This is a genomic window from Allochromatium vinosum DSM 180 (assembly GCF_000025485.1).
Taxonomy (GTDB): domain Bacteria; phylum Pseudomonadota; class Gammaproteobacteria; order Chromatiales; family Chromatiaceae; genus Thermochromatium; species Thermochromatium vinosum.
Window position 1 is genome coordinate 523,805 of record NC_013851.1, and the last position, 22,883, is coordinate 546,687.

Sequence of the window (22,883 nt, forward strand, 5' to 3'; positions counted from 1 at the left end):
GCGACGAGTTCACCCGGCATGAGATGCGCGGCGATCCACATGGCTCGCCGCCTCTCGATCCGGCGCCTCGCCGGGTAAACCCGCGTCGACCGCGATCCGGTTGCGCCCTTCACCCTTGGCCGCATACATCGCCGTATCGGCGCGCCGAAGAATGTCTTCCTCGTCCGCCGCCTCGTTGAACACTGCCACGCCGAGGCTGGCCGTGCAGCGGTGTTCGATCGCCGTCTCGACCTGCGCACGCGCCAGCCTGTAGGGTTCACCAACCCGGTCGAGAATCTTGCGCGCGAGGCGTTCCGCGTGATTGCGTGCCAGTCCCTGATCATCATCCAGATTTCCCAGCAGCACGACGAACTCATCACCGCCGAACCGCGCGACTGTGTCCATCTCGCGCACGCACTCACACAGCCGCCGCGCCACCTCGACCAGCAACAGATCCCCGACCGCATGACCATAGCTGTCGTTGAGCGGCTTGAAGTTGTCGAGATCGAGGAACATCAGCGCGCCATGACCGCCATCGCGCCGCAGCGCGGCCAGCACGCGCCCTAGACGGTCGAGCAGCAGACGCCGGTTGGGCAGCCGGGTGAGGGCATCGAAGAAGGCCAACTGGCGGATCTCATTCTCCAGCCGCTGACGCTCGCTGATGTCGTTGGCCAGTGACACCACCTCGCGCGGCTCCCCCGGCCGCTCGGGCAGCCAGGCATTGAACCACTCGCAGGTGATCACGCGACCATCGCGGGTCAGGTTGTCGTTGATGCCGTGGGGCAGGACGTTTTCACGGATCAGGCGTCCGAGATGTGGTGTCAGGCGTTCCCGGTCGGATATCGGTACCATGAAGTCGATGAAGCTTCGGCCGAGCACCTCCTCGCGCTTCCAGCCGAATACGGCCTCGGCCTGACGGTTCCAGTCGGTGACGACGAAACCCTCGCGCCAGACGACCCCCGCCGAAGCCGTGGTCTGGAAGATGATGCGATGGCGTTCCTCGCTGCGTGACTTCTCGTCGAGCGCCAGACCAAGGCGGCGGTTGATGCGCGCGACATAGACAGCGATGACGCTCACCAGCGTCAGCAGGGCCAGGGCAATATACAGCTTGGTCAGGTCGGGCCGGCTGTCCGGCTCGTACAGAAAACCGTCGAGCGCATAGTCGCGCGGCAGCAGACCCAGATCGGCATAGGTCGCGGCGATATGGCGCCAGCGCCCCCGGTTCATGTAGCCGACTTCGATCAGATCGGTGCGTAGCAGCGGCACCATGCGCTCGGCCTCGAACAGATAGAACGCGCGCGGATGCTGTTTGGAATACTTGGCGAGGATGAGATCGGCGATCTCCACGGGATGCTCCATCGCATACTGCCAGCCGCGCAGACTAGCCTCGCGGAAGGCGCGCACCCGCTGCGGATGTTTCTTCAATTCCTGCTCGGTGGTGAACAGATTGTCGCCGTAGAAATCGATGCCGACGCTGCGGGGTGTGTAGGTCTGGTAGGCCATGCCGGCGTCTTCCAGATAGTACAACTCGTTGGTGACGTAGGCCGACATCGCGTCGATCTGCCCGGCGATCAAATCCTTCGGCTCGAAGCTGTGGGGTACCTGGACGAGACGGTCGAGACGGATGCCTTCCTGCTTCAGATAGGCGACCAGTTCGTCGGACTGGGGCTCGATCATCACCCGCTTGCCGACGAGGTCATGGATGCCCTGGGTGCCCGGCCTGGTGAGATCCTGACGCGCCACCAGCACCAGCGGCGAATGCTGGAACACCACCGCCAGCACCACGACCGGCTGCCCGGCGGCACGGGCCAGCAAAAGGCTACTGGTGCCGACGCCATACTGAGCCTGGCCGGAGAGTACGGATTCCAGCGGATCGAGGCCAGGAACGGCTTCCAGCAGGCGCACGTCCAGGCCGGCCTCGCGGTAATAGCCCTGTTCCAGGGCGGCGTAATAGCCGGCGAACTGAAAGGCGTGGCTCCATTTGAACTGAAGGCTGACGGTTTCAAGCGCTTGGGCCGGTTCGCCGGCCTGGGCCAGCGCGCAGGCGAATAGGAGGCTGTACCACGTCGAGCGAGCACAATTCGAAATTTTGCAGCGGATCGACATGCGTGCTGTCCTTCGGTGGCGGATAGGGACGCCGGAATCTGTTTCGCCGGCTCTCCCGCAACACTCGGCTTGTGCCGAGCAGGGCATCCAGATCCAGTTCGACGGCCTCGAAGGGCCGGATGCAACAAAGGCTTAAATGAGCTGTACTCTATGACACTGGACTGGCCTGCACGAATCTCACCAAAGACGCTCAATCATACGATGACCACTGGACTGCCGAACACGAAAAATGAACTCGACACGCGCCAAGCGGCGCTCCTTACCCTGCACGCCGAATTGGAGACCTGCTGCCGCTGCCCCAAGATGTACGGACCGGCCGTGCACAGCGAGTCGGTACTCTCGCCCGTGATGCTGATCGGTCAGGCGCCCGGCACGCGCGAGATCGAGCAGCTCAAGCCCTTCTGCTGGACAGCCGGCAAGACGCTGTTCAACTGGTTCGCCCCGCTCGGACTCGACGAGACCGCCTTTCGCGCCCGCATCCTGATGAGTGCGGTCTGTCGCTGCTTTCCGGGCAAGAATCCCAAGGGCGGCGACCGGGTGCCGGATCGCGACGAGGTCGCGCGCTGCGAGCGCTGGTGGCGTGGCGAGCTGGAACTGCTGCGTCCGCGTCTGCTGCTGCCGGTCGGCAAGCTCGCCATCGCGCAGCTCATGCCTGTGCCGCGCCTGAACGACGTCATCGGCCGCCAGTGGAGCTATCGTTCACCCGAGGGCTGGGAGGCCGATGTCATCCCGCTGCCGCATCCGTCCGGCGCCTCGACCTGGTTCAAGATGGAGCCGGGGCGCACGCTCCTGGCCCAGGCGCTCGATCTGATCGCCGTGCATCCGGCCTGGCGCGCCGTGCTGGACGCCGAACCGGACCAAGCCGCGCGCGCCTGAACGCGTGTTGGATGCGACTTCGGCCGCGTGCCTTCAGTCGCCCGCCGCCTCGGCATCCATCAGCACCTCCAGACGACCGGACGTGACGATCCTGGACACCGGCAGATCCGCCCCGGCGCGCCAGCGCGCCAGCGCCTCGTGCTTGCCTCGACCCGTGACCAGGATCAAAATGGCCCGACTCGACCCCAAGGCTAAAGGCGTCAGGGATACGCGATCCGGTGGCGGCTTGGGCGCATCATGGACAGGCATCACCAGGGCCGCGTCCCGGATGGCGTGGTCTGGAAAGAGGCTGGCCGTATGCCCATCTTCACCGAGCCCCAGCAGCACCAGATCGAAGGGGAGCCGGTCGCGGATCAGGCCCGCATAGCGCGCGGCGGCCGGCCCGGCCCCCAGCTCGGCGCGGATCGGGTGGATGTTGTCCGGCGGAATCGGCACCCGGTCGAGCCAGACCGCACGCGCGGCCAGACTGTTGCGCTCCGGATCGTCCGCCGGCAGACAGCGCTCGTCGCCGAAGAAGACATGCCAGCGCGCCCAGTCCGCCGGCCGGTCGACGAGGCGCCGATAGACCGCCAGCGGTGTACGTCCGCCGGCGAGTACGATCTGAAAGCGTCCGCGTTCGGCGATGGCGCGTTCGGCGGCGGCGAGCAGACGCCGGGTCGTCGTTTCCGCGACCTGCTCGGCCGACGCGAAAGACTGGAAGTCGGGGCTGGTATCGGGCATGGTTTGGTTATCCTAATTGCGCGATCGGCGTGGTTATGGCTCAGCGAGGAACCGTCCTCGGTCAACTGGGTTCGCGTCAACCCGTTCATCTGATCATGGGAACGATGGGCTAATGAAGATACTCCTGGTCGACGACTCCAAATCCGCGCGTTACGCGCTCAGGCTGCAACTCCAGAAACAGGGCGCCGAAGTCGAGATGGCCGAGTCGGCCGAGGCGGCCTTCGAGACGCTCAAGGGCGAGCTGCCCGATGCCATCCTCATGGACCACATGATGCCGGGACTCAACGGCTTCGAGGCGCTGGAGGTCATTCGCGACGATCCGCGCACGGCCGCCATTCCGGTCATCATGTGCACCTCGCACGAGGAACCCGAGTTCGTCGCCACGGCACAAAAGAAGGGTGTCTTCGGCATCCTGCCCAAGTCGGCCGCGCCCGAGCTGCTGCCCGAGATGATGGCCCGCTTGCAGGCCGAACTCAGCACCGCCGTCCGTACACCGGCACCGACTCCCGCACCCGCGCCGGTCGCCGAAAAACCCGCCGCCCCTCCGCCCGGTCTGTCGGAAGACGCCATCATCAGGCTGTTCGAATCGCGTCTGGAAGAGCGTCTGCCCCGCTTGCTCTCGCCGATGGTGGACGAACTCAGACGCGACCTGAGCGAGGTGGTACTCAGCGAAACCAGGCGTCTGATCGAGGAGCGCCAGGCCGCCGAGCAGTCGGCCAGACAGGCCGTGCCGACCATGGCCGATCTCCAGGCCATCTCGACACGGCTGGCCACCGAGACCCTGCCCGATCTCATCAAGCGCGCCCTCCAGACCGAGCGCGTCCAGCTCCAGGAATGGGTCGACAAACGTGTCGGCGAGTCGCTGGCACAGACAACGGCGAGCGAAGCCCAGGAACGCTCCGACGCCGACGAGATCGCGCGCAAAGCCGTAGCCATGGCGCGGCGCGAATCCAAGGAGGCCGTGGAAGCGGCGCTGGCGACCGCGCAACAGTCCATTCAGTCGCTGGAGCAGCGGCTCCCGTCGCTGGGGCCGATCTATGCGCTCATCGTGCTGGCGATCGTGCTCGGACTGGGGGCGGCGGGCGCGGTCTACTCTCTGCTTGCACCGATGTGAGACGAGCGCTGCGGAACACCGTCGATGCCTGATTCTGAATCGTCTTCGTCAGACTTGATCCTGGGCTGGCGCGAATGGCTGGCTCTGCCCGAGCTGGGTCTGCCCGCGATCAAGGCCAAGGTCGATACGGGGGCGCGCACCTCGACCCTGCATGCCTTCTATGTGGATACCTTCAGGCGTGACGGACGGCTGTATGCGCGCTTCGGCGTGCATCCGCTCCAGCAGCGTGCCGATCTCGTCATCCACGGCGAGGCGCCCGTGATCGACCGGCGGCAGGTCTCGGATTCGGGCGGGCATCGCGAGGAACGCTATGTGATCGAGACCCGGCTCGCCCTGGCCGGCCAAGTGTGGCCGATCGAGCTGACCCTGACCAACCGTGAGACCATGCTGTTTCGGATGCTCTTGGGACGGACCGCCATCAATGGGCGTGCCTTGGTCGACCCCGAGAAATCTTTCCTGACCGGCCAGGTGCAACGGCCCTGGGAATCCTATGGAGTGACTGATCGATGAGCATCGACTGGAACGACTATGCCTGCGAGGGCTTCTACGACGAACTGGTCGAGGCGCCGGGTCAGGCCCGCGACTGTGTCGACGGCCTGCTCCAGGATCTGGAGGATCTCGGCCATGACGAGCTGGTCGCGCGTCAGGAAGCGGCGGATGTCGCCATCAAGGAGATGGGCATCACCTTCACCGTCTATTCGGAGGAGGGCGGGGCGATCGACCGCACCTGGCCGTTCGACATCATCCCGCGCATCATCCCGCAGTCCGAATGGACGCGGGTCGAAGCGGGTCTGCGTCAGCGCGTCCAGGCGCTCAATCTGTTCATCGACGATCTCTACCACGATCAGCGCATCATCGCCGACGGCGTCTTTCCGGCGGACGTGCTGGCCAAGTCGGTCAACTTCCGCCCGCAGTGCGTCGGCGTGAATCCGCCGCTCGGGATCTGGGCGCACATCTGCGGCTCGGATCTGGTGCGCGATGGCGACGGCACCCTCTATGTGCTGGAAGACAATCTGCGCGTGCCCTCGGGCGTGTCCTACATGCTCGAAAACCGGCTAGTGGCCAAGCGCGTCTTCCCCGAGCTGTTCGAGCACTATGCCCCGCTGCCGGTCGACGACTATCCCTCGCAGCTCTTCGACACCCTGGCGGCGCTCTCGCCGCGTCCGGCCGACTATCCCGAGGTCGTGGTCCTGACGCCGGGGATCTACAACTCGGCCTATTTCGAACACGCCTATCTGGCCCAGCAGATGGGCTGCGAGCTGGTCGAGGGGCGCGATCTGTTCGTCGACGATGACGATTGCGTCTATATGCGCACCGTCGATGGTGCGGCGCGGGTCGATGTCATCTATCGGCGCGTCGACGACCTCTTTCTCGATCCCGAAGCCTTCCGGCCCGACTCGTCGCTCGGCGTGCCCGGTCTGCTGCGGGCGTGGAAGGCCGGCAAGGTGGCGCTGGCCAATGCGCCGGGCGCGGGCGTGGCCGACGACAAGGTGGTCTATGCCTTCGTCCCCGAGATCATCCGCTACTATCTCGACGCCGATCCCATCATCCCCAATGTGCCAACCTATCGCTGCATGGACCCCGAGTCGCTGGCCTATACGCTCGAACACATGGAGGAACTGGTGGTCAAGCCGGCCAACGAGTCCGGCGGCTACGGGATGCTGGTCGGCCCGGCCTCGACCAAGGCCGAGCGCGAGCGCTTCGCCGAGCTGATCAAGAAGGATCCGCGCAACTACATCGCCCAGCCGGCGCTCAAGCTCTCGACGGTGCCGACCATCATCGGGCGCACGCTCGAACCCAGGCACGTGGATCTGCGGCCCTTCATCCTCTCGGCGGATCGTCAGCAGGTCACGATGGGCGGACTGACGCGGGTGGCCATGCGCAAGGGGTCGCTGGTGGTCAACTCATCGCAGGGCGGCGGGAGCAAGGACACCTGGATTCTGCCGGATTGCACCAAAGAGTGAGGAAGTCGGGTCTATGCTGTCGCGTGTCGCTGAAAACATCTACTGGCTGTCGCGCTATGTCGAGCGCGCGGAGAACACGGCGCGCATCGTCAGCGTCAATGCCAATCTCCTGCTCGACCTGCCGCGCGGCATCGCCCCCGGCTGGCGTCCGCTGATCGACATCACGGGCGCCAATGCGCTGTTCGAGGAGCATTACAAGGACTATGGCGAGCGCCAGGTGGTGCGCTTCCTGATCGGCGACGAGCGCAATACTGGCTCCATTCTCTCGGCCCTGGGCGCGGCGCGCGAGAACTGCCGCACCATCCGCGACTTCGTGCCGCGCGAGTCCTGGGAGCTGCTCAACGAGCTCTATCTCCATGCCCGCGACGATCTGTCCAAGGGACTGACCAAGGGCGGGCGCCATGTCTATCTCAAGTCGCTCATCCAGGGCGTGCAGACCATGGCCGGCATGCTCTCCGGGACCATGCTGCACGATCAGGGCTACGACTTCCTGCATCTCGGGCGTTTCATCGAACGTGCCGACATGACCACGCGCCTCATCGACGTGCGTTCGGCCAATCTGCTGCCCGAGGAGACCACGGAACTGCGGCCGTTCGAAACCATCCAGTGGATCAGCGTGCTCAAGTCGCTCACCGGCTATCAGGCCTATCGGCGCAGTGAACAGGTGCGGGTGCAGCGCGATCCGGTGCTGCGTTTCCTGCTCCAGCATCCGGCCTTTCCGCGCTCGGTCGGTTACTGTCTGGAATCGCTGCGCAAGAGTCTGGAGAAGCTGCCGCGCAACGAGTCGACGCTGCGCGTTACCGGACGGCTCAAACGCACCCTGGAGGGCGTGGCGCCCGAGCGGTTGGATCAGCGTCAGCTCCATGCCTTCCTCGACGAGTTCCAGATCGGCATCGGCGAGCTGCATGGCGAGATCGCCCGCACCTGGTTTCCGCCGGTGCCCGAGCTGGAATCGCCGTCCCAATCCCAGTCGCAATCACAAGTACAAACGACGGCCAAGACCGACGACAAAGAGGAGAGAGGACGATGAATGTCGCTTCACTGCCCGCGATTCTGCTGACCCTGGCCGGCTGGACACTGACCGCCCTGAGTGCGGCGGCCATGCTCTCCGGTCCCTATGATGGACGGACCTGTCAGACCGACTGCGTCCAGACGCTGTTCTTCTCCGGCCTGGCGACCGGCGTCCTGGGGCTGATCCTGGGCATCGTCGGCCTGCGTTTCGCCACCGGGCGCCGGCTCAGTCAGGTCTCGCTGTGGCTGGCCGGGCCGCTGTGCGCCATCTTCGCCGCGCTCTTTCTGATCGGCAATCTGGCCTGAGAGTCACTCAGCCGCCAGATCGCGCAGGCTCAGATCCTTCAGGCTCTCGGCCAGGGCCGTCTCGATCCGGGACTCGATCGCGGCGATCGCCGGCTCGACCGGTCGATCGGCCGCGACCACCCGATGCTCGCCCCACTGACGCACCCGCTCCAGGATGTCCAGCACCGCGATGGCCTCGGGCGGGCGCGTCAGCACATAACCGGCCGGCGCCTCGGCCGTGCGCACGATATAGCCGGCCTGCTCCAGCAGATCCAGGGTCGTCTGGATGGTGCGTGCCGGCTGGCGCGCCGCCTTGGCCAGGGTCTCGCGATCCAGGGGCGGCTCGGCGGCGAGATGGGCGCGCGCGATACGGGCGGCGATGCTCAGGGCCAGACGTTCGCGCCGGCGCGGACTCGGCTCCGGTTCGCGCTCGGGTGAGTCGAGCAGTTCCGGGTGCTGATGGTAGAAGGCGAGGCTGCTGCCGACGAGCAGGATCAGCCAGCCGAGATAGATCCAGATCATCAGCAGGATCAGGATCGCCAGACTCGAATAGATGGCGGTGTACTGGGTCGAGCCGGCCATGAAGTGCGCAAACAGCGCCCCGACCGACTGCCACAGCAGGCCCGCGACCAGACCGCCGATCAGCGCCGAGACCAGCCGCACCTGGGTGTTGGGCACGAAGCGGTAGATGAAGGCGAAGGTGGCCGAGATCATCAGATAGGGCGCGACCAGCCGCGCCAGCTCCATCAGCCAGCTCACCGGCTCGTAGTCCAGCACCGAACGCAGCAACGGATTGCCGCCGAGCGAGGCCGAGACGCCGACGGCCGAGAAGAACAGCACCGGCCCGATGGTCAGCACGCTCAGATACTGGGTGAAGCGCTGGGCGAACGGGCGGACTTCGTCGACGCGCCAGACATGGTTGAACGACTGCTCGATCTTCTGGATCAGCGACACCACGGTATAGAACAGCATCCCCACGCCCAGCGCCCCGAGCACCCCAACCTGCATCCGGTCGACGAAGCCGATGAGCTGCTGTGTGATCTCCACGCCCGATTCGCCGAGCGGTTCGAGCGCGTTGGCCAGCAGCGGCTCGATCTGGTTGTGCACGCCGAAGCCCTTGAGCACCGAGAAGCTGACCGCCAGGAGCGGCACCAGCGAGAGCAGCGTGGTGTAGACCAGGCTCATGGCATAGAGCGTCAGGTTCCCCTGCGTCAGATCGCGCGCCACGGCATGGACGAGCCGTCCGAGCCGGATGGCCTGGGCCTTCCAGCGCGGCAGTTGGCGTGGATTCTGTCCCCAGAGCAGGGCTTCGAGGCGGGTCTGAAGGCTGGTGTTCGGCGTCATCGTGTGCGGCCTGACGGGTCGAGGCTTGGATGTCATCGGTCCAGCCTAATCAGAGTCTTGGGCCATTTCAAATGCCGGAGCCGTTCGGCTGCGGATCATTTGAGCCGCCGACCTGAGCTGACCCGACCCAAGTCACGGATCTGGCGAGGCTTTCCGCGACCGCTTGTCAGACACCGATCCCAAACCCGTTTTCGATGGATTTTTCCGTTTCGGACAGGTGCGGGTCTGGCCGTTAGACTAGCGTCCCCCGTTCGGGGTCGCCCCCTTCTCAGCCGCCGCACAGGACTCCCGTGGACCCAACCTTCGTACATCTGCATCTGCATTCCGAGTATTCACTGGTCGATGGCTTGGTGCGCATCAAGCCGCTGGTCAAGACGGTCGCGGCGGCCGGGATGCCGGCGGTCGCCGTCACCGATCAGGGCAATCTGTTCTCGCTGGTGCGCTTCTACAAGGCCGCCGTGGGCGCCGGGGTCAAGCCGATCGCGGGTGCCGATCTCTGGGTGCGCAATCCCGAGGACGCCAATCATCCGCATCGACTGGTGCTGCTGGCGCAGGACGAGCCGGGTTATCGCAACCTGACGCGGCTGATCTCGCGCGGCTTCGTCGAAGGCCAGCATCTGGGCGTGGCGCAGGTCGAGCGCGACTGGATCCTGGAGGCGCATCAGGGGTTGATCGCGCTCTCGGGCGGGCCGCGCGGTGACGTGGCCGAAGCGCTGCTCAAGGGGCGGGACGCGATCGCCGAGCAGCGGCTCGATGCCTGGCTGTCCGTGTTCGAGGATCGCTATTACCTGGAGCTGATGCGCACCGGGCGCGCGCTGGAAGGCGAGCTGATCGAGTCGAGCGTGGATCTGGCGATCCGGCGCGGCGTGCCCGTGGTGGCGACCAATGACGTGCGCTTTCTGGCCGCCGGCGACTTCGAGGCCCATGAGGCGCGTGTCTGCATCCATCAGGGTCGCACGCTCGATGACCCGCGCCGCCCGCGTGACTACAGCGAGGAGCAGTATCTGCGCACCCCGGCCGAAATGGCCGAGCTGTTCGCCGATCTGCCCGAGGCGCTGGAGAACACGGTCGAGATCGCCAAGCGCTGTAACCTGGAACTCAAGCTCGGCAAGAACTATCTGCCGGTGTTCCCGGTGCCCGAGGGCATGACCACCGACAGCTTCTTCGCCGAGCAGTCGCGCCGGGGGCTGGAATGGCGTCTGGAGCGCATTCTCGACCGCGACGCGCCCGATTATGCCGAGCGGCGCCGGGTCTACGAGGAGCGGCTCGAAACCGAGCTTGCCGTCATCATCCAGATGGGCTTTCCCGGCTACTTCCTGATCGTGGCCGATTTCATCCAGTGGGCCAAGGACAACGGCATCCCGGTCGGGCCGGGGCGCGGTTCGGGCGCGGGATCGCTGGTCGCCTATGCGCTCAAGATCACGGATCTCGACCCGATCGAGCATGAACTGCTGTTCGAGCGCTTTCTGAACCCCGAGCGCGTGTCCATGCCCGACTTCGATATCGACTTCTGCATGGAAGGGCGCGATCGGGTCATCGACTATGTGGCGCGCAAGTACGGGCGCGAGGCGGTGTCGCAGATCATCACCTTCGGCACCATGGCGGCCAAGGCGGTGGTGCGCGATGTCGGGCGCGTCATGGGGCATCCTTACGGCTTCGTCGACAAGATCGCCAAGATGGTGCCCTTCGAGCTGGGGATGACGCTGGAGAAGGCGCTCAAGGAGAGTGAGGATCTCAAACGTGCCTATGATCAGGACGAGGAGGTGCGGGCCATCCTCGACATGGCGCGCAAGCTGGAGGGGCTGACCCGCAACGCCGGCAAGCACGCGGGCGGCGTGGTGATCGCGCCCACGGTGCTGACCGATTTCGCGCCGCTCTATTGCGAACCGGGCGGGGCGAACCTGGTCACGCAGTACGACAAGGACGATGTGGAGCAGGTCGGGTTGGTCAAGTTCGACTTCCTGGGATTGCGCACGCTCACCATCATCGACTGGGCGCTCAAGACCATCAATGCCGGGCGTGCGGCCAAGGGCGAACCGCCGCTCGACATCGAGCGCATCGATCCGCGCGATCAGGAGGCGTTCGACCTGCTCAAGCGCTGCGAGACGACGGCGGTGTTCCAGCTCGAATCGCGCGGCATGAAGGAGCTGATCAAGAAGCTCCAGCCCGATTGCTTCGACGAGATCACGGCACTGGTGGCGCTGTTCCGGCCAGGGCCGCTGCAATCGGGCATGGTCGACGACTTCATCGAGCGCAAGCATGGACGTGCCGAGGTCGCCTATCCGCATCCGGACCTGGAGCCGATTCTCAAGCCCACTTACGGCATCATTCTGTATCAGGAGCAGGTGATGCAGATTGCGCAGGTGTTGGCGGGGTATTCGCTTGGTGGGGCGGATATTCTGCGTCGCTGTCTGGCCGGCTCGACCGAAGTGGTCGATGCCGCGACCGGGCGGCGGGTGACGCTGAGCGAGATCGCCGCCGCGCCCGAGGTCTGGATCGGACGCGAGGTGTTCGCGCTCGACCTGAAGACTCAGAAGATCGTGCATCAGCCGATCGACGCTGTTTATCACAATGGCGTGCAGGAGGTCTTCGAGGTCACGACCCGCACCGGACGCCGGATTCAGGCCACAGCGACGCATCTGTTCTATACGCTCATGGGGTGGAAGCCGCTGGGGGCCTTTCAGCCGGGTGATCGGATCGGGTTGGCTGGGACGCTGCCGATCGAGCATGGGTGTGGGATTACGGATGCTCAGATCAAACTCACGGCTTATCTATTGGGCGATGGCCATCTCTCGACCCGAAAGCCAGCGAACTGTTATTTCTGCAATAGCGATCCGGCGCTGATCGCCGATTTCAACCGCTGTGTGGCCGAACTGTTCGGTCGGTCGGCCCCCGTCGATTATCAGCTCCATCCGGGGCGGCAGTCGGTCGGTTATGTGCGCGTCGGCTGTCTGTCGGAGTTCAATGCCTGGATCGATTCGCACATCCAGCGCGCCCATTCGCACGACAAAGTCATCCCTGACTGGGTCGATGCGTTGTCCAGGGATCAGTTGCGTCTGTTCATCGGCACGCTCTGGTCGACGGATGGGACGTTCGATACCAGCATCGGTCACGCCGATTACACCTCGACCTCGCGCAGAATGATCGAGCAGCTTCAGCATCTTTTGCTGCGGCTCGGCATCGTTGCGCTGTTCAATATCAAGACCATTCAATATCAGGGGCAACCGCATCGTTCTTATCGAGCGCAGATCACCGGCCGCGAGGAAATGCTGAAGTTCTATGACAGGATTCAGCCGTTCTTGAGTCGCCGCAAGCAGGATAAGGCTGAAATCTGTTATCGGATGATTCGTGACAAGGCCAGGAACCAATCCAAGCATACGATTCCGGCTGAAGTCATTGGCCTGATTGCCAATGCCAAATATGCCAGCGGCATGACCTGGGCTGAGATCGATCAGGCTGTCGGCATGCGGCCTGGAACCATGTCGTCGGGTCTTAATTTCAAGATCCCACCACGTCGCGCGCTCGCCAGACATCGCGTCCTGAATTTTGCGACGGCCTTTAAAAGCGACGAACTACGCGCTATCGCTGACTCAGAGGTCTTTTGGGATGTGATCGAGTCGATCCGTCCCTTGGGTCAGATGGAGGTATTCGACCTCACTATCCCCAAACATCACAATTTTATCGCCAACGATTTTATTGCCCACAATTGCATGGGCAAGAAGAAGCCCGAGGAGATGGCCAAGCAGCGGGATACCTTCGAACAGGGGGCGCTGGCGCGTGGAATCGATGGCCAGCTTTCATCGCATGTCTTTAATTTGATAGAGTATTTTTCAGGTTACGGATTCAATAAGTGTATTGTTGGCGAAACACTCGTTGCCGACCCGGCGACCGGCGAGCGTCGCAAGGTCAAGGAGATCTACCGTAACGGTATCGCCTCGGTCGCCAGTCTGATGCCGGATCACCGCATGGGCCGGAGTTCGGTGGTCCAGGTGATGGAGAACGGCATCAAGCCGGTCTTTCGGCTCAGAACCTCGCTGGGCAAGACGCTGCGTGCGACCGGCAATCATCCGCTCCTGACGGCGAGTGGCTGGAAGCGTCTGGATGAGCTGAAGGAGGGCGACCGCATTGCCTCACCGTCACGGCTGCCGATCGAGGGCCAGGAACGCTGGTCCGAGCACGAACTCATCACGCTGGGCTGGGTCTTGTCGGAGGGCAATACCTGTCATCCGAGCGGCTTCTATTTCTACAACAAGGATGAAGTCGCCAGAGATGATTTCCTGGCTGCCGCGAGCGCCTTTCCCGATACGCAACCCACGGTGCGTCTCAGGCCGGAACGGGCTGATACCTGGTGCGTCTATGTCGGAACCGGGCGCGATACGCGCATTCGTGTCGGCGGTGGTTATAGCTTCACACCGCGCTCGGGCGCGCGTCTGTGGCTCGAAGATCTGGGCATGATCGGTCACAAGGCGCCGGACAAGCATTTTCCCGCCAGTGTGTTTCGCCTCGACAACGCCTGCCTAGCGGTCTTACTTGGACGGCTCTGGTCTGGGGATGGCTATATCGCCAGTACCTCAGGGAAAGACATGATCCCCTATCTGGCGAGTGCTTCTCAGCGTCTCGCCGGCGAGACTCAGCATCTGCTGTTGCGCCTGGGTATCGTCAGTCGACTGACCGAAAAGCGCTTTGCTTATAAGGATGGACGCATCGGTTATACGCTCCATCTCGTCGGGCGACGCAGTATCGAAGCCTTCGTCCAGGTCATTGGTCCGCATCTGGTCGGACGAGATGTCCAGCTCAATGCCTTGCGTGACTATCTAGCTCAGACACCTGCCGATCGGGAGTCGGTCGACACGCTTCCGCCAGAGGTCAAGGACAGCGTTCGGTGTCACAAGGAGGCTAGCGGTCTGACTTGGGATCAAATCGCCGAACGCAGTGGCGTATGCGTCAAGGAGTTCTATGGCACGCCCAAGACGCACAAAAAAGGCTTTCGTCGCGCCACGATCCGCAAGCTGGCTGATTTCTTCGGGGCCGACGATCTGAGACAGGCCGCCAACGCCGAGATCTTCTGGGAGCGTATCGTCGCCATCGAACCCGATGGCGCGGCCATGACCTATGACCTGGAAGTCGACCACACTCATAACTTCGTTGCCGACGACATCATCGTCCATAACTCACACTCGGCCGCCTACGCCCTAGTCAGCTACCAAACCCTCTGGCTCAAGGCGCACTATCCGGCCGCCTTCATGGCCGCCGTGCTCTCGGCGGACATGGACAACACCGACAAGGTCGTCACCCTGATCGACGAATGCCGGACGATGAAGCTCAGGGTCGATCCGCCGGCCATCAATCGCTCCGACTATCACTTCACCATCGCCGACGACAAGACCGTCGTCTATGGCCTGGGCGCGGTCAAGGGCGTGGGCGAGTCGGCGATCGAGGCCATGCTGGAGGCGCGTCGAGCCGGCGGTTCCTTCCGCGATCTCTGGGATTTCTGCGGACGCATCGACCTGCAACGGGTCAACCGCCGCGTGCTGGAGTCGCTGATCCGCGCCGGTGCGCTCGACGAACTCGGACCCAACCGCGCCACGCTCATGGCGCATCTGCCGCTGGCGCTCAAGGCCGCTGAGCAGTATCACAGCACCCGCGCGGCCGGTCAGGTCGATCTGTTCGGCGCGCTCGAACCCAGCGGCCCGCCCACGCCCGATCCGCAGCTCGCCCGCGAGACCCTCGCCGACTGGGAGGACGAACAGCGTCTCCAGGGTGAAAAGGAGACGCTCGGACTCTATCTCACCGGACATCCGATCGACCGCTACGAGGACGAACTCAAGGCGATGGGCGGGGCGCGTATCGCCCGCTTGCTGGAGACCGATCGCGAACTCGGACGCCGCGACCGGCGCGATCGCGAAAAACGCACCGTCGTCGGGCTGGTGGTCGGTGTGCGGCATGGCAAGACCCAGCGCGGACGCATGGGATCGGTGGTGCTCGACGACCGCACCGGACGCATCGAGGCCACGGTCTTCTCCGAACTCTATGAACAGGCGCGTCATCTGCTGGTCGCCGACCAGATCCTGAGCATCACGGGCGCGCTCAACTTCGACGAGTTCCGCGACGCCTGGTCGCTGCGCGCCGACAGCGTGCGCACCTTCGAGGACGCGCGCGCGACCGCCGCCGATCATCTGCTCCTGACGCTGGATCTGTCCGATCCGGCCGTCCATGCGCGTGGACCGGAGCGGGTCGAGGAACTGCGCGCGGTGCTGCTCGCCCATCGCGACACAGCGCGCGAGACCAGTGTGCCGATCCGGTTGATCTACCGTCGTCCCGGTGCAGTCGGCGAGCTGATGCTGGGAAGCGCCTGGCGCGTTCGGCCGGCCGATGCCCTGCTCAAGCAGTTGCGCCAGTTGTTGGGAGCCGAGAGTGTCCGCGTCTCTTACGAGCGCCCGGTCCAACAGGCGGCCATGTCTGAGTTACAGTCGCCGCCGCGATTGCGGGTGGTGTCCTGATACCTCGCTTTTCGAGTGCACGGAAAGCAGAGCATTCAATCGATCAAAGCAAGACATCCAAGGGGCTGCGCACTCCCTGGTTGCCACGGTTGAGGACATGGGTATAAATCATCGTGGTCGACACATCCGCGTGTCCCAGTAGCTCCTGCACGGGTTTCTCCAAACGCGACGGTAGCGGCACCACGGGCAGCCGCTTCGGTCGCTTGGCGCGAGCGAAATCCCCAAGCGCTTCCAATGAGTGTCCAGGCACCTGTTTGTACAGAAACACCAGGGCATTCAACGCTTGGTTCTGGGTACTGGCCGAAACCTGACCACGCACGGCCAGGTCTTCGAGAGCATTCCAGAGGCGGTCCGCGCCGAAGCCCGCCAGAACTCCCAATCCACCTCCGCCGCCGGCACCTTCGCGGTCTCCAGCAGATTCTGTATAGCTTTGATGGTCTGCACAAACTGCCAGTCCGCTATTCCGTCTAATCGACCCACTTGCTCCAGATAACCGTCCATGTCTTCGCGGGTGTGTTGCTTCAGATGCTTGTTCGGAAAAGCTGCCAGGATACGCTTCCGCTCGGCGCACCTGTCATCGAAGCGCATTCTCTTTGACGCCAGACTGACGAGTTCTGACGATGAACTGGTTCTAAAAACGCTCCTTGGCGGCGTTTTCTGTTGTTTGATGTTCTTGCATGTGCTATGAATTAAATTCGCAGGCAGGACGTGTGGGTTTTGCCTGGCGTCGCTTGGACAGTTTGGTCTAACTTTGAAGGCAGCGAACAGTGAGTGAGACTACGTGCTAACAATGCCATAAACTCGGACGGCAAAAAGCTGCGCCGCTCGTTTCTCGCTCTGCAGTTTCTTGTCTCCGGTTATAGCTGTCGTTGGGCGAGCAAGAAGGAGCACTTCGAATGACAACTAACACTTGGCCTCGCGATCAATATGTGGGCCCTGGTGGTGGCATGTACGTTGGCCCTGGTGGGGGGATGTACGTCGGACCAGGTGGCGGAGCGTATGTTGGTCCCGGAGGAGGTATGTACGTCGGGCCTGGCGGTGGTATGTATGTTGGCCCTGGTGGTGGTCTTTATGTCGGGCCAGGTGGCGGCATGTACACCGGCCCCGGTGGTGGCCTCTACACCGGCCCCGGCGGTGGCTTGTATACCGGACCGGGGGGCGGTCTATACAACGGTCCTGGTGGCGGCATGTACACCGGCCCTTGTAGCGCGCCATATCAAAGCAACATTCCACCGTGGCCCGTTTTTATCGAAGAGCTTGAGAAGAACGGCATGCATGACATAGCAAAATTAATTAGGTCACATCTTCCGTAATCCATGTGGTACACGCCCACCAACCGCTTCCACTGGACGTCGGTGCTACCGGCCGCCGCCAGTGAAGCGGCGCGTTAAATTTTTATAAAATAGATACTATGGATATACAACTCAAAATAGCAGGGTCATCAGAAATAGATGAAGTTTTGAAGCTTCATTATAGATATCAGATTGATTCTATAGCGAAAGAAGACAAGTCAGATGGTTTTGTGACAACGTCATTCACCAAAGACCAGATGGTGGATTTGATCAATAAAGAAAACGGTCTTTTTATCGCTAAAAAAGGCGGGGCTGTTGTGGCTTATGTAATGGCTGCTTCATGGGAATTCTGGTCGGCATGGCCAATGTTTGCATTTATGATAAATGAATTGCCAAACCTTGAATACAAAGGCCAAATGTTGAGCGTTGAGAACTCGTATCAATACGGCCCGATATGCATTGACAAAAGTGTTCGAGGAACTGGCGTTCTTGAGGCGATTTTTGAGTTTGCAAAAAACAAGATGTCAGAGCGATACCCTATTCTGGTCACTTTTGTTAATAAAGCCAACGAAAGATCATATCAAGCGCACAAAAGAAAGCTCGGCCTTGATGTTATTCATCAATTTGAATTCAATTCAAATAGCTATTATGAAATGGCTTGCAAGACCAATGAAGCTTGAGTGGGACCGCTAACCGCTGCGAATTTAGTTCCCTCGCCACGCTCGGCGGCTCCTTCGTTTCGGCGTTAGCACCCGGACACCCCAACCCCGTAGCATAGGAGAGCTCAGTTGCGGCTCGTTACGTATCAGGTCCGTTCGCAGCGCTCTTGGATTTTGGCGTCCTAATCGCGCCAACTGGCGCTGTTGCAAACTTGGTAGTTGATCCGGGGAACGAAGACTTTCTGGTCGGCGGCGAAATTCCCGGATGGACAGCTCTGACTTTACTTCTCTGAAGCCGGGGGCCACCACAGCCAGCGGCGAACATGCGGTTGCTGATTCTCTGCGATGCCAGCGACTACCAACGCCTCAAGCATCAGTCATCCACCGGTCGACGCCGCTGCTGCTTGCGCCGACTCTGCACCTGCTTGGTCTGGAGCCGCCGTTCGCGCGAGGCCCGGGTCGGCTTGGTGGCGATGCGCCGCTTGGGACGGTGGAGCGCCTGACGGATCAGACCCGCCAGCCGCTCGCGCGCATCCTCGCGATTGCGCTCGCGTTCGCGGAAACGATGGGCCTCGATGGTGATGACGCCGTCCTGGTCGGCGCGCCGTCCCGCCAGCTGCACCAGACGGCGGCGGACGTCCTCAGGCAAGGCCGATGAGCGGGCGGCATCGAAGCGCAGTTGCACGGCGCTCGCAACCTTGTTGACGTTCTGACCGCCGGGTCCGGGCGCGCGGATGAAGCGCTCGGACAACTCGGCATCTGGGATAAACACTGTGGGCGTGATCTGGAGCATGATGTGGATTGTGACAGGCACAGACGAAGCGCGACAGGGTGTGGTGAGTCGGCGGTTATACTTTTCTGCCAAATCAAACAGGGATGAGTCCGCCAGCGCCTATGACGACGGGGATCCCGGCCTTTCATGACAAGCAGCGGAGGTACCTGATGTTCGGTGCTCTGACATCCGAAAACCTGTTCCACGATGGTGTGGCCATGATGGCGTTTCGGCATTCGACGTTTGAAACCATTACAACCTCGATGGTCGTCCGGATCTTGGCTGTAGGCTGGCTTGGCTTGAGCCTGCCGGTCCAGGCCGACGACTGGGGCGCCCGACTGTCGGATGGCTCCGGCGTCGAGGTCGATGCCTCCACCCATCGCGCCTGGCGCTTGGAGGACGGCCGACGCACCCCACTTTGGGATGGTGTGCATCGCCTGGAAGACGGCTCGGTCGTCATCGTGCGCGACGGCGTGGCGGTGCCGAATCCCGCGATGCTGGAGACCTGGAGCGAAGCGCCGCCGCGCCAACCACGCGAAGCAGGGCGTGAGTCCGATGTCTGTCGCGAACTGGTCCGGCGTGTCTGCGGCGAAGGCGAGGGCGATAACGCGGCCTGTGCCGGCGGCGAGCCGTGCCGGCTGGCGCGCGACCTGCTGAAGATGTCCGCTGAATCGCTGCCCCTGGAGGCTGAGATCCAGGCCGAGTCATCCGTCGGCACCCAGTGTCGCGAGGCTATGACCAACCCCTTCTTCGCGCCCTGCCGCTGAGGCGTCCAACCCTCGAAACGCGCTATTCATATTCGGAATCGATTCATGGCATTACGCATCAAGAGTCACTGGAAGGACGACGCGCGCGCGCGCTCGCTGCCCGAGATCGCCAGCGCCCTGGCCTACATCGCCTGGCGCATCGCACTCGACAAGGCCATCAATCTGCACTGCGAGCGCTTCGTCTATCGCGACGACGCCCAGCGTCTGGCCGTGATCCAGGAATATCTGGTGTTCCTGGTCCAGATCGCCGACCGTCTGGCACACGCCGAACTGGATGAGGCCGAGCGGCGCACCCTCATCGTCGAGTTCGCCAAGAAGCTCTTCGGCCATGTCCAGGACAACAGCCAGGATCTGCTCGGTCCGGGCGACTACGGCGGCCCCTTCATCGCACTGCTCGACACCCGCTCCGGCGAGTACGCCGAGTTCCAGTTCGCCGGAGATGGCCCCAGTTACGCCTTTCTGCGCCATCTCGGCCATGAGATCCAGTGCGTCATGGGCGAGTCGGAGGCGAACCGCTGGGTGATCGATCAGGTCATGGACAAGGACGGCTGGGACGCCTACAAGCACTTCGCACGCGCCTATCACAACCTCTTCGAGTGATTCGCTCTTGCATTTCGCGCGCTCGGACGCCATGATCCGCCTGCCGTCGCGCGTCTCATGCCGTGCCCCCCTTGCCTCCAGAGACACTTCAGCGACGTGTTCAATCGACGAGGCGCTTGCCCTCAGAGTCAATCCGCTCGATCTCCGTCGTCGCGATCACACGCGCCCAGACCGGCGACCGAGTCCATGGAGAATGTCACGTATGGTCCTAAAGATAGGCGGCGATATGCTGGCGCTGGACGCCGCTATCCGTCGTCAGATCGAAACGGAAGCCCGCAAACTCACGGATCGCTTCCCCGGCGAGCCGATCGAGGCCCAGGTCAATGTCCAGGAAGAGTTCGACCAGTTGCACGGTCATCGCGTGCGCTGCGAGCTGAGCGCCAAGCTCGGTGCCGGTCGTCAGGTGGTGGTGCGCGAGGCGCGTAAGGTGGCCTCCGAAGCCATCAGCGAGGTCTTCACCGCCGCCCGCCGCAATGTGCGCCGTCTGCGCTGTCAGAGTGTCCTTGCGCTCGCGCCGGCCCCCAAGACGGTCGTCGCGCGTACCGGCGCCCAAATCGCGACCCGTTGACGCCCACCTTGAGCGCGAGGTCTCCGCACCCATCTAGTTGGCATTCGGCCATGAGCGGTCGGGCGCGTGTCCATCCATTCGAAGCCGACACGGATTGGATTCAAACAGAGGAGAGCCTCCAATGAAGGTTGCGATCATCGGCGGGACCGGCTTTGTCGGTCTGTATATCACCCGTCATCTGCTGGCGGCCGGCCATGTGCCGCGACTGCTGGTGCGTCCGGGCAGCGAGTCCAAGGTCGAGCGCCCCGAGTCGTGCGAGATCGTCCACGGCGACGTGAGCGATCCGTCCTCACTCGTGGAGTGCGTGCGCGGCTGTGATGCGGTCATCTATCTGATCGGCATCCTGCGCGAGTTTCCCGCTCAGGGCATCACCTTCGAGGCGCTCCAGTATCAGGGTGTGGTCGACACCATCGCCGCCGCGCAGGAGAACTGTGTCGGGCGCTTCGTTCTGATGAGCGCCAACGGCATCCGTCCCGACGGCACCGCCTATCAGCGCACCAAGTACCGCGCCGAGCAGGCGCTCAAGGACTCGGGACTGCGCTGGACGATCTTCCGTCCGTCGGTGATCTTCGGCGATGCCGAGGGGCGGATGGAGTTCTGTTCGCAGCTCAAGAAAGACATCATCAACAGTCCGCTGCCGGCGCCGTTGTTCCATGCCGGTCTGCTGCCGACCAAGGCCGGACTCTTCGAGCTGGCTCCGGTCAGCATCGAGGACGTCGCCGATGCCTTCGTGCTGGCGCTCAGCGAGTCGCGTACCGAGTCCCAGACCTATTCACTGTGCGGTCCCGAGCGGCTGAGCTGGAAGGCGATCCTCAGCACGATCGCCGCCGCTTCAGGGCGCACCAAGCTGATGGTTCCGGCCCCGGCACTGGCGATCAAGGCGGCCGCCGGTCTGTTCGACCGCTTCCCCTGGTTCCCCATCTCGCGCGATCAGATCCGGATGCTGATGGAAGGCAATGTCTGCACCGAGAACGACGGCTTCGCGCGTCTCGGGTTGACGCCGACCCATTTCGGCGTCGACCAGCTCGGCTATCTGGCACGCGGCGACTGAAAGCCGTGGGCCGCCGGGTCAGCGCGTTGATGGAGCCTTGTAGCCGAGGATCAGATCCATGACGTTGGTTCCGGTCGGCCCGGTGCGGATGAGATCGCCGCTCGCCTCCAGGAAGCGCCCGGAGTCGGCCCGTTCCAGACCGGTGCGGGCATCGAACCCGATGCCGCCAAATTCGGCCCGTTCCAGGGTGCCCCCATCGACCAGAGCGCCGGCGTCCTCGGTCGGCCCGTCGCCGCCATCGGTACCGGCACTCAGCAGCCAGACATCATCGCGTCCAGCCAGCTCGATCGCGGCGGCCAGTGCCAGGTGCTGATTGCGACCGCCGCGCCCCGGATGCGCGGGGAGTCGAACCGTCGTTTCTCCGCCCCAGACATGCAGACCCGGTGCGCCGTCGATGAGCGTCCGGGCGAGCGCGCGGCCCTGGTCGGCGGCCTCACCCTCGATTGGGTCCGGATGCAGCCGGACGTGCCACCCCCTGGACTCGGAGGCTTTCACGACCGCCGCCTTGGCCAGCGACAGCGTGGCGACCAGTTCCATCTCGGGACCATGCTCCGGTAGCGTGCCGCGCTCGGCGAGTCCGCGCGCGACCCGGCCCGCCAGCCAGTCCGGCAGCACGAGTCGCCCGACCTGATCGCCCAGATCCGGCCTGGGCACCAGCGGCCCCGAGCCGATGACGCCCGGCGTATCCCCAGGTACATCCGAGATGGCCAGCTGCCGGACGGGACGTCCGCCAAGATGCCGCAGGAGTCCACCCGCCTTGAGACGCGAGACCGACTGACGCACGCGGTTCATGGCGTCGATCGGCAGTCCGCTGGCGAGCAACCAGGCATTGATGGCGCGCAGCTCGGCCAGTTCCAGACCCGCGATCGGCGCCTCGATCAGCGCCGAGGCGCCACCGGAGAGCAGGAACAGGAGCCGTGTCTCGGCGGGAAGGTCATCCAGATTCGCCAGCAGCCGCTCGCCGGCCGCGAGACTGCCGGCATCCGGCAGTGGATGGCCGCCGAAATGGACCTCGATCCCCAGCCCTCGCAAGCGCCCCGGATCGGCGTGTCCAGGCTTGGTGACGAGCATTCCGCCCCGGCAGGCGTCGCCGAGCACGTCGAGTGCGCCCAGCGTCATGGATTCGGCCGCCTTGCCGATGGCGGCGATCCAGACCGGACCTGCAATCGGGCGCGCCATGAGCGCGCGTCGGACCGCGTGCGCCCCATCGACGGCGTCGAGCGCGACGGCCAGCAGTTCGAGGAGTGCGTGACGTGGGGCGTGCAGGAGCGTCAT

Annotated in this window: 18 protein-coding genes and 1 pseudogene; 13 read left to right on the top strand and 6 right to left on the bottom strand. The window is 63.5% G+C overall.

Going from position 1 to position 22,883, the window contains the following annotated elements; genetic code table 11:
• Window positions 1-9: 9 nt before the first annotated feature.
• On the bottom strand, window positions 10-2,085 hold the full coding sequence (locus ALVIN_RS02275; protein WP_012969693.1) for an ABC transporter substrate-binding protein: 2,076 nt from the start codon (window positions 2,083-2,085) through the stop codon (window positions 10-12).
• A 201-nt stretch (window positions 2,086-2,286) separates the two neighbouring features.
• Here ALVIN_RS02275 and ALVIN_RS02280 point away from each other — a divergent pair, with 201 nt between their 5' ends.
• The gene (locus ALVIN_RS02280; RefSeq protein WP_050750270.1) at window positions 2,287-2,961 is read left to right on the top strand and encodes a uracil-DNA glycosylase family protein; all 675 of its coding nucleotides are present in this window, start codon (window positions 2,287-2,289) and stop codon (window positions 2,959-2,961) included.
• A 33-nt stretch (window positions 2,962-2,994) separates the two neighbouring features.
• Here the strand turns inward: ALVIN_RS02280 and pgl are convergent, their stop codons facing one another.
• On the bottom strand, window positions 2,995-3,681 hold the full coding sequence (gene pgl, locus ALVIN_RS02285) for a 6-phosphogluconolactonase (RefSeq protein WP_012969695.1): 687 nt from the start codon (window positions 3,679-3,681) through the stop codon (window positions 2,995-2,997).
• Window positions 3,682-3,793: 112 nt separating this feature from the next.
• On the opposite strand from pgl, the gene ALVIN_RS02290 reads away from it, so the two are divergent.
• The 5 genes from ALVIN_RS02290 to ALVIN_RS02310 are packed head-to-tail and all read left to right on the top strand — an operon-like array spanning window position 3,794 to window position 8,076.
• Complete coding sequence (locus ALVIN_RS02290) at window positions 3,794-4,795, top strand: response regulator (protein ID WP_012969696.1); 1,002 nt, start codon at window positions 3,794-3,796, stop codon at window positions 4,793-4,795.
• A gap of 24 nt (window positions 4,796-4,819) precedes the next feature.
• On the top strand, window positions 4,820-5,305 hold the full coding sequence (locus ALVIN_RS02295) for an ATP-dependent zinc protease family protein (RefSeq protein ID WP_012969697.1): 486 nt from the start codon (window positions 4,820-4,822) through the stop codon (window positions 5,303-5,305).
• Window positions 5,302-6,759, top strand: coding sequence for a circularly permuted type 2 ATP-grasp protein (locus tag ALVIN_RS02300; protein ID WP_012969698.1), 1,458 nt, complete (start codon window positions 5,302-5,304; stop codon window positions 6,757-6,759). The genes ALVIN_RS02295 and ALVIN_RS02300 overlap by 4 nt, the downstream gene beginning before the upstream one ends.
• 13 nt (window positions 6,760-6,772) lie before the next feature.
• Entirely contained in the window at window positions 6,773-7,789 is a 1,017-nt protein-coding gene (locus ALVIN_RS02305) for an alpha-E domain-containing protein (RefSeq protein WP_012969699.1), read from the top strand.
• Window positions 7,786-8,076 carry a hypothetical protein gene (locus ALVIN_RS02310; protein ID WP_012969700.1) on the top strand — a complete coding sequence of 97 codons (291 nt, stop codon included), beginning with the start codon at window positions 7,786-7,788 and terminating at the stop codon, window positions 8,074-8,076. Before ALVIN_RS02305 ends, ALVIN_RS02310 begins: the two co-directional genes overlap by 4 nt.
• 3 nt (window positions 8,077-8,079) lie before the next feature.
• Here ALVIN_RS02310 and ALVIN_RS02315 read toward each other — a convergent pair whose 3' ends face one another.
• The gene (locus ALVIN_RS02315; RefSeq protein ID WP_012969701.1) at window positions 8,080-9,399 is read right to left on the bottom strand and encodes a YhjD/YihY/BrkB family envelope integrity protein; all 1,320 of its coding nucleotides are present in this window, start codon (window positions 9,397-9,399) and stop codon (window positions 8,080-8,082) included.
• Between the two features lie 290 nt (window positions 9,400-9,689).
• On the opposite strand from ALVIN_RS02315, the pseudogene dnaE reads away from it, so the two are divergent.
• A pseudogene (dnaE, locus tag ALVIN_RS18175) lies at window positions 9,690-12,056 on the top strand (DNA polymerase III subunit alpha); the annotation flags it as partial.
• Complete coding sequence (locus ALVIN_RS18180) at window positions 12,054-15,899, top strand: LAGLIDADG family homing endonuclease (RefSeq protein WP_317623706.1); 3,846 nt, start codon at window positions 12,054-12,056, stop codon at window positions 15,897-15,899. The pseudogene dnaE and the gene ALVIN_RS18180, both read left to right, overlap by 3 nt.
• A gap of 43 nt (window positions 15,900-15,942) precedes the next feature.
• Here ALVIN_RS18180 and ALVIN_RS18185 read toward each other — a convergent pair whose 3' ends face one another.
• On the bottom strand, window positions 15,943-16,278 hold the full coding sequence (locus ALVIN_RS18185; protein WP_317623702.1) for a phage integrase N-terminal SAM-like domain-containing protein: 336 nt from the start codon (window positions 16,276-16,278) through the stop codon (window positions 15,943-15,945).
• 1,032 nt (window positions 16,279-17,310) lie between these two features.
• On the opposite strand from ALVIN_RS18185, the gene ALVIN_RS16890 reads away from it, so the two are divergent.
• Window positions 17,311-17,871: a GNAT family acetyltransferase gene (locus ALVIN_RS16890; protein WP_012969703.1), complete on the top strand. Its 561-nt coding sequence runs from the start codon at window positions 17,311-17,313 to the stop codon at window positions 17,869-17,871.
• Window positions 17,872-18,223: 352 nt separating this feature from the next.
• On the opposite strand, the gene arfB is transcribed toward ALVIN_RS16890, so the two are convergent.
• Complete coding sequence (arfB, locus tag ALVIN_RS02345) at window positions 18,224-18,643, bottom strand: alternative ribosome rescue aminoacyl-tRNA hydrolase ArfB (RefSeq protein ID WP_012969704.1); 420 nt, start codon at window positions 18,641-18,643, stop codon at window positions 18,224-18,226.
• Between the two features lie 149 nt (window positions 18,644-18,792).
• Between arfB and ALVIN_RS16435 the strand changes: the two genes are divergently transcribed.
• The 4 genes from ALVIN_RS16435 (at window position 18,793) to ALVIN_RS02365 (ending at window position 21,608) form a co-directional block, all read left to right on the top strand.
• Window positions 18,793-19,389, top strand: a complete 597-nt coding sequence (locus ALVIN_RS16435) for a hypothetical protein (RefSeq protein ID WP_012969705.1) — start codon at window positions 18,793-18,795, stop codon at window positions 19,387-19,389.
• Between the two features lie 45 nt (window positions 19,390-19,434).
• Window positions 19,435-19,989, top strand: a complete 555-nt coding sequence (locus ALVIN_RS02355; protein ID WP_012969706.1) for a hypothetical protein — start codon at window positions 19,435-19,437, stop codon at window positions 19,987-19,989.
• Window positions 19,990-20,191: 202 nt separating this feature from the next.
• Window positions 20,192-20,557: an HPF/RaiA family ribosome-associated protein gene (locus ALVIN_RS02360; RefSeq protein WP_012969707.1), complete on the top strand. Its 366-nt coding sequence runs from the start codon at window positions 20,192-20,194 to the stop codon at window positions 20,555-20,557.
• Window positions 20,558-20,678: 121 nt separating this feature from the next.
• The gene (locus ALVIN_RS02365) at window positions 20,679-21,608 is read left to right on the top strand and encodes an SDR family oxidoreductase (protein ID WP_012969708.1); all 930 of its coding nucleotides are present in this window, start codon (window positions 20,679-20,681) and stop codon (window positions 21,606-21,608) included.
• A gap of 18 nt (window positions 21,609-21,626) precedes the next feature.
• Here the strand turns inward: ALVIN_RS02365 and ALVIN_RS02370 are convergent, their stop codons facing one another.
• Window positions 21,627-22,883, bottom strand: a complete 1,257-nt coding sequence (locus tag ALVIN_RS02370; RefSeq protein WP_012969709.1) for a glycerate kinase type-2 family protein — start codon at window positions 22,881-22,883, stop codon at window positions 21,627-21,629.

Excerpts from the sequence above, each read along its gene's own strand:
- ALVIN_RS02310 (WP_012969700.1), top strand. The coding sequence starts at position 7,786 with ATGAATGTCGCTTCACTGCCCGCGATTCTGCTGACCCTGGCCGGCTGG.
- ALVIN_RS02365 (WP_012969708.1), top strand. The coding sequence starts at position 20,679 with ATGAAGGTTGCGATCATCGGCGGGACCGGCTTTGTCGGTCTGTATATC.
- ALVIN_RS02280 (WP_050750270.1), top strand. The coding sequence starts at position 2,287 with ATGACCACTGGACTGCCGAACACGAAAAATGAACTCGACACGCGCCAA.
- ALVIN_RS02355 (WP_012969706.1), top strand. The coding sequence starts at position 19,435 with ATGGCATTACGCATCAAGAGTCACTGGAAGGACGACGCGCGCGCGCGC.
- ALVIN_RS18180 (WP_317623706.1), top strand. The coding sequence starts at position 12,054 with ATGGGGTGGAAGCCGCTGGGGGCCTTTCAGCCGGGTGATCGGATCGGG.
- ALVIN_RS02370 (WP_012969709.1), bottom strand. The coding sequence starts at position 22,883 with ATGACGCTCCTGCACGCCCCACGTCACGCACTCCTCGAACTGCTGGCC.
- ALVIN_RS02295 (WP_012969697.1), top strand. The coding sequence starts at position 4,820 with ATGCCTGATTCTGAATCGTCTTCGTCAGACTTGATCCTGGGCTGGCGC.
- ALVIN_RS02290 (WP_012969696.1), top strand. The coding sequence starts at position 3,794 with ATGAAGATACTCCTGGTCGACGACTCCAAATCCGCGCGTTACGCGCTC.
- ALVIN_RS02305 (WP_012969699.1), top strand. The coding sequence starts at position 6,773 with ATGCTGTCGCGTGTCGCTGAAAACATCTACTGGCTGTCGCGCTATGTC.
- ALVIN_RS02360 (WP_012969707.1), top strand. The coding sequence starts at position 20,192 with ATGGTCCTAAAGATAGGCGGCGATATGCTGGCGCTGGACGCCGCTATC.
- ALVIN_RS02300 (WP_012969698.1), top strand. The coding sequence starts at position 5,302 with ATGAGCATCGACTGGAACGACTATGCCTGCGAGGGCTTCTACGACGAA.
- pgl (WP_012969695.1), bottom strand. The coding sequence starts at position 3,681 with ATGCCCGATACCAGCCCCGACTTCCAGTCTTTCGCGTCGGCCGAGCAG.
- arfB (WP_012969704.1), bottom strand. The coding sequence starts at position 18,643 with ATGCTCCAGATCACGCCCACAGTGTTTATCCCAGATGCCGAGTTGTCC.
- ALVIN_RS02275 (WP_012969693.1), bottom strand. The coding sequence starts at position 2,085 with ATGTCGATCCGCTGCAAAATTTCGAATTGTGCTCGCTCGACGTGGTAC.
- ALVIN_RS16435 (WP_012969705.1), top strand. The coding sequence starts at position 18,793 with ATGTTCGGTGCTCTGACATCCGAAAACCTGTTCCACGATGGTGTGGCC.
- ALVIN_RS02315 (WP_012969701.1), bottom strand. The coding sequence starts at position 9,399 with ATGACGCCGAACACCAGCCTTCAGACCCGCCTCGAAGCCCTGCTCTGG.
- ALVIN_RS16890 (WP_012969703.1), top strand. The coding sequence starts at position 17,311 with ATGGATATACAACTCAAAATAGCAGGGTCATCAGAAATAGATGAAGTT.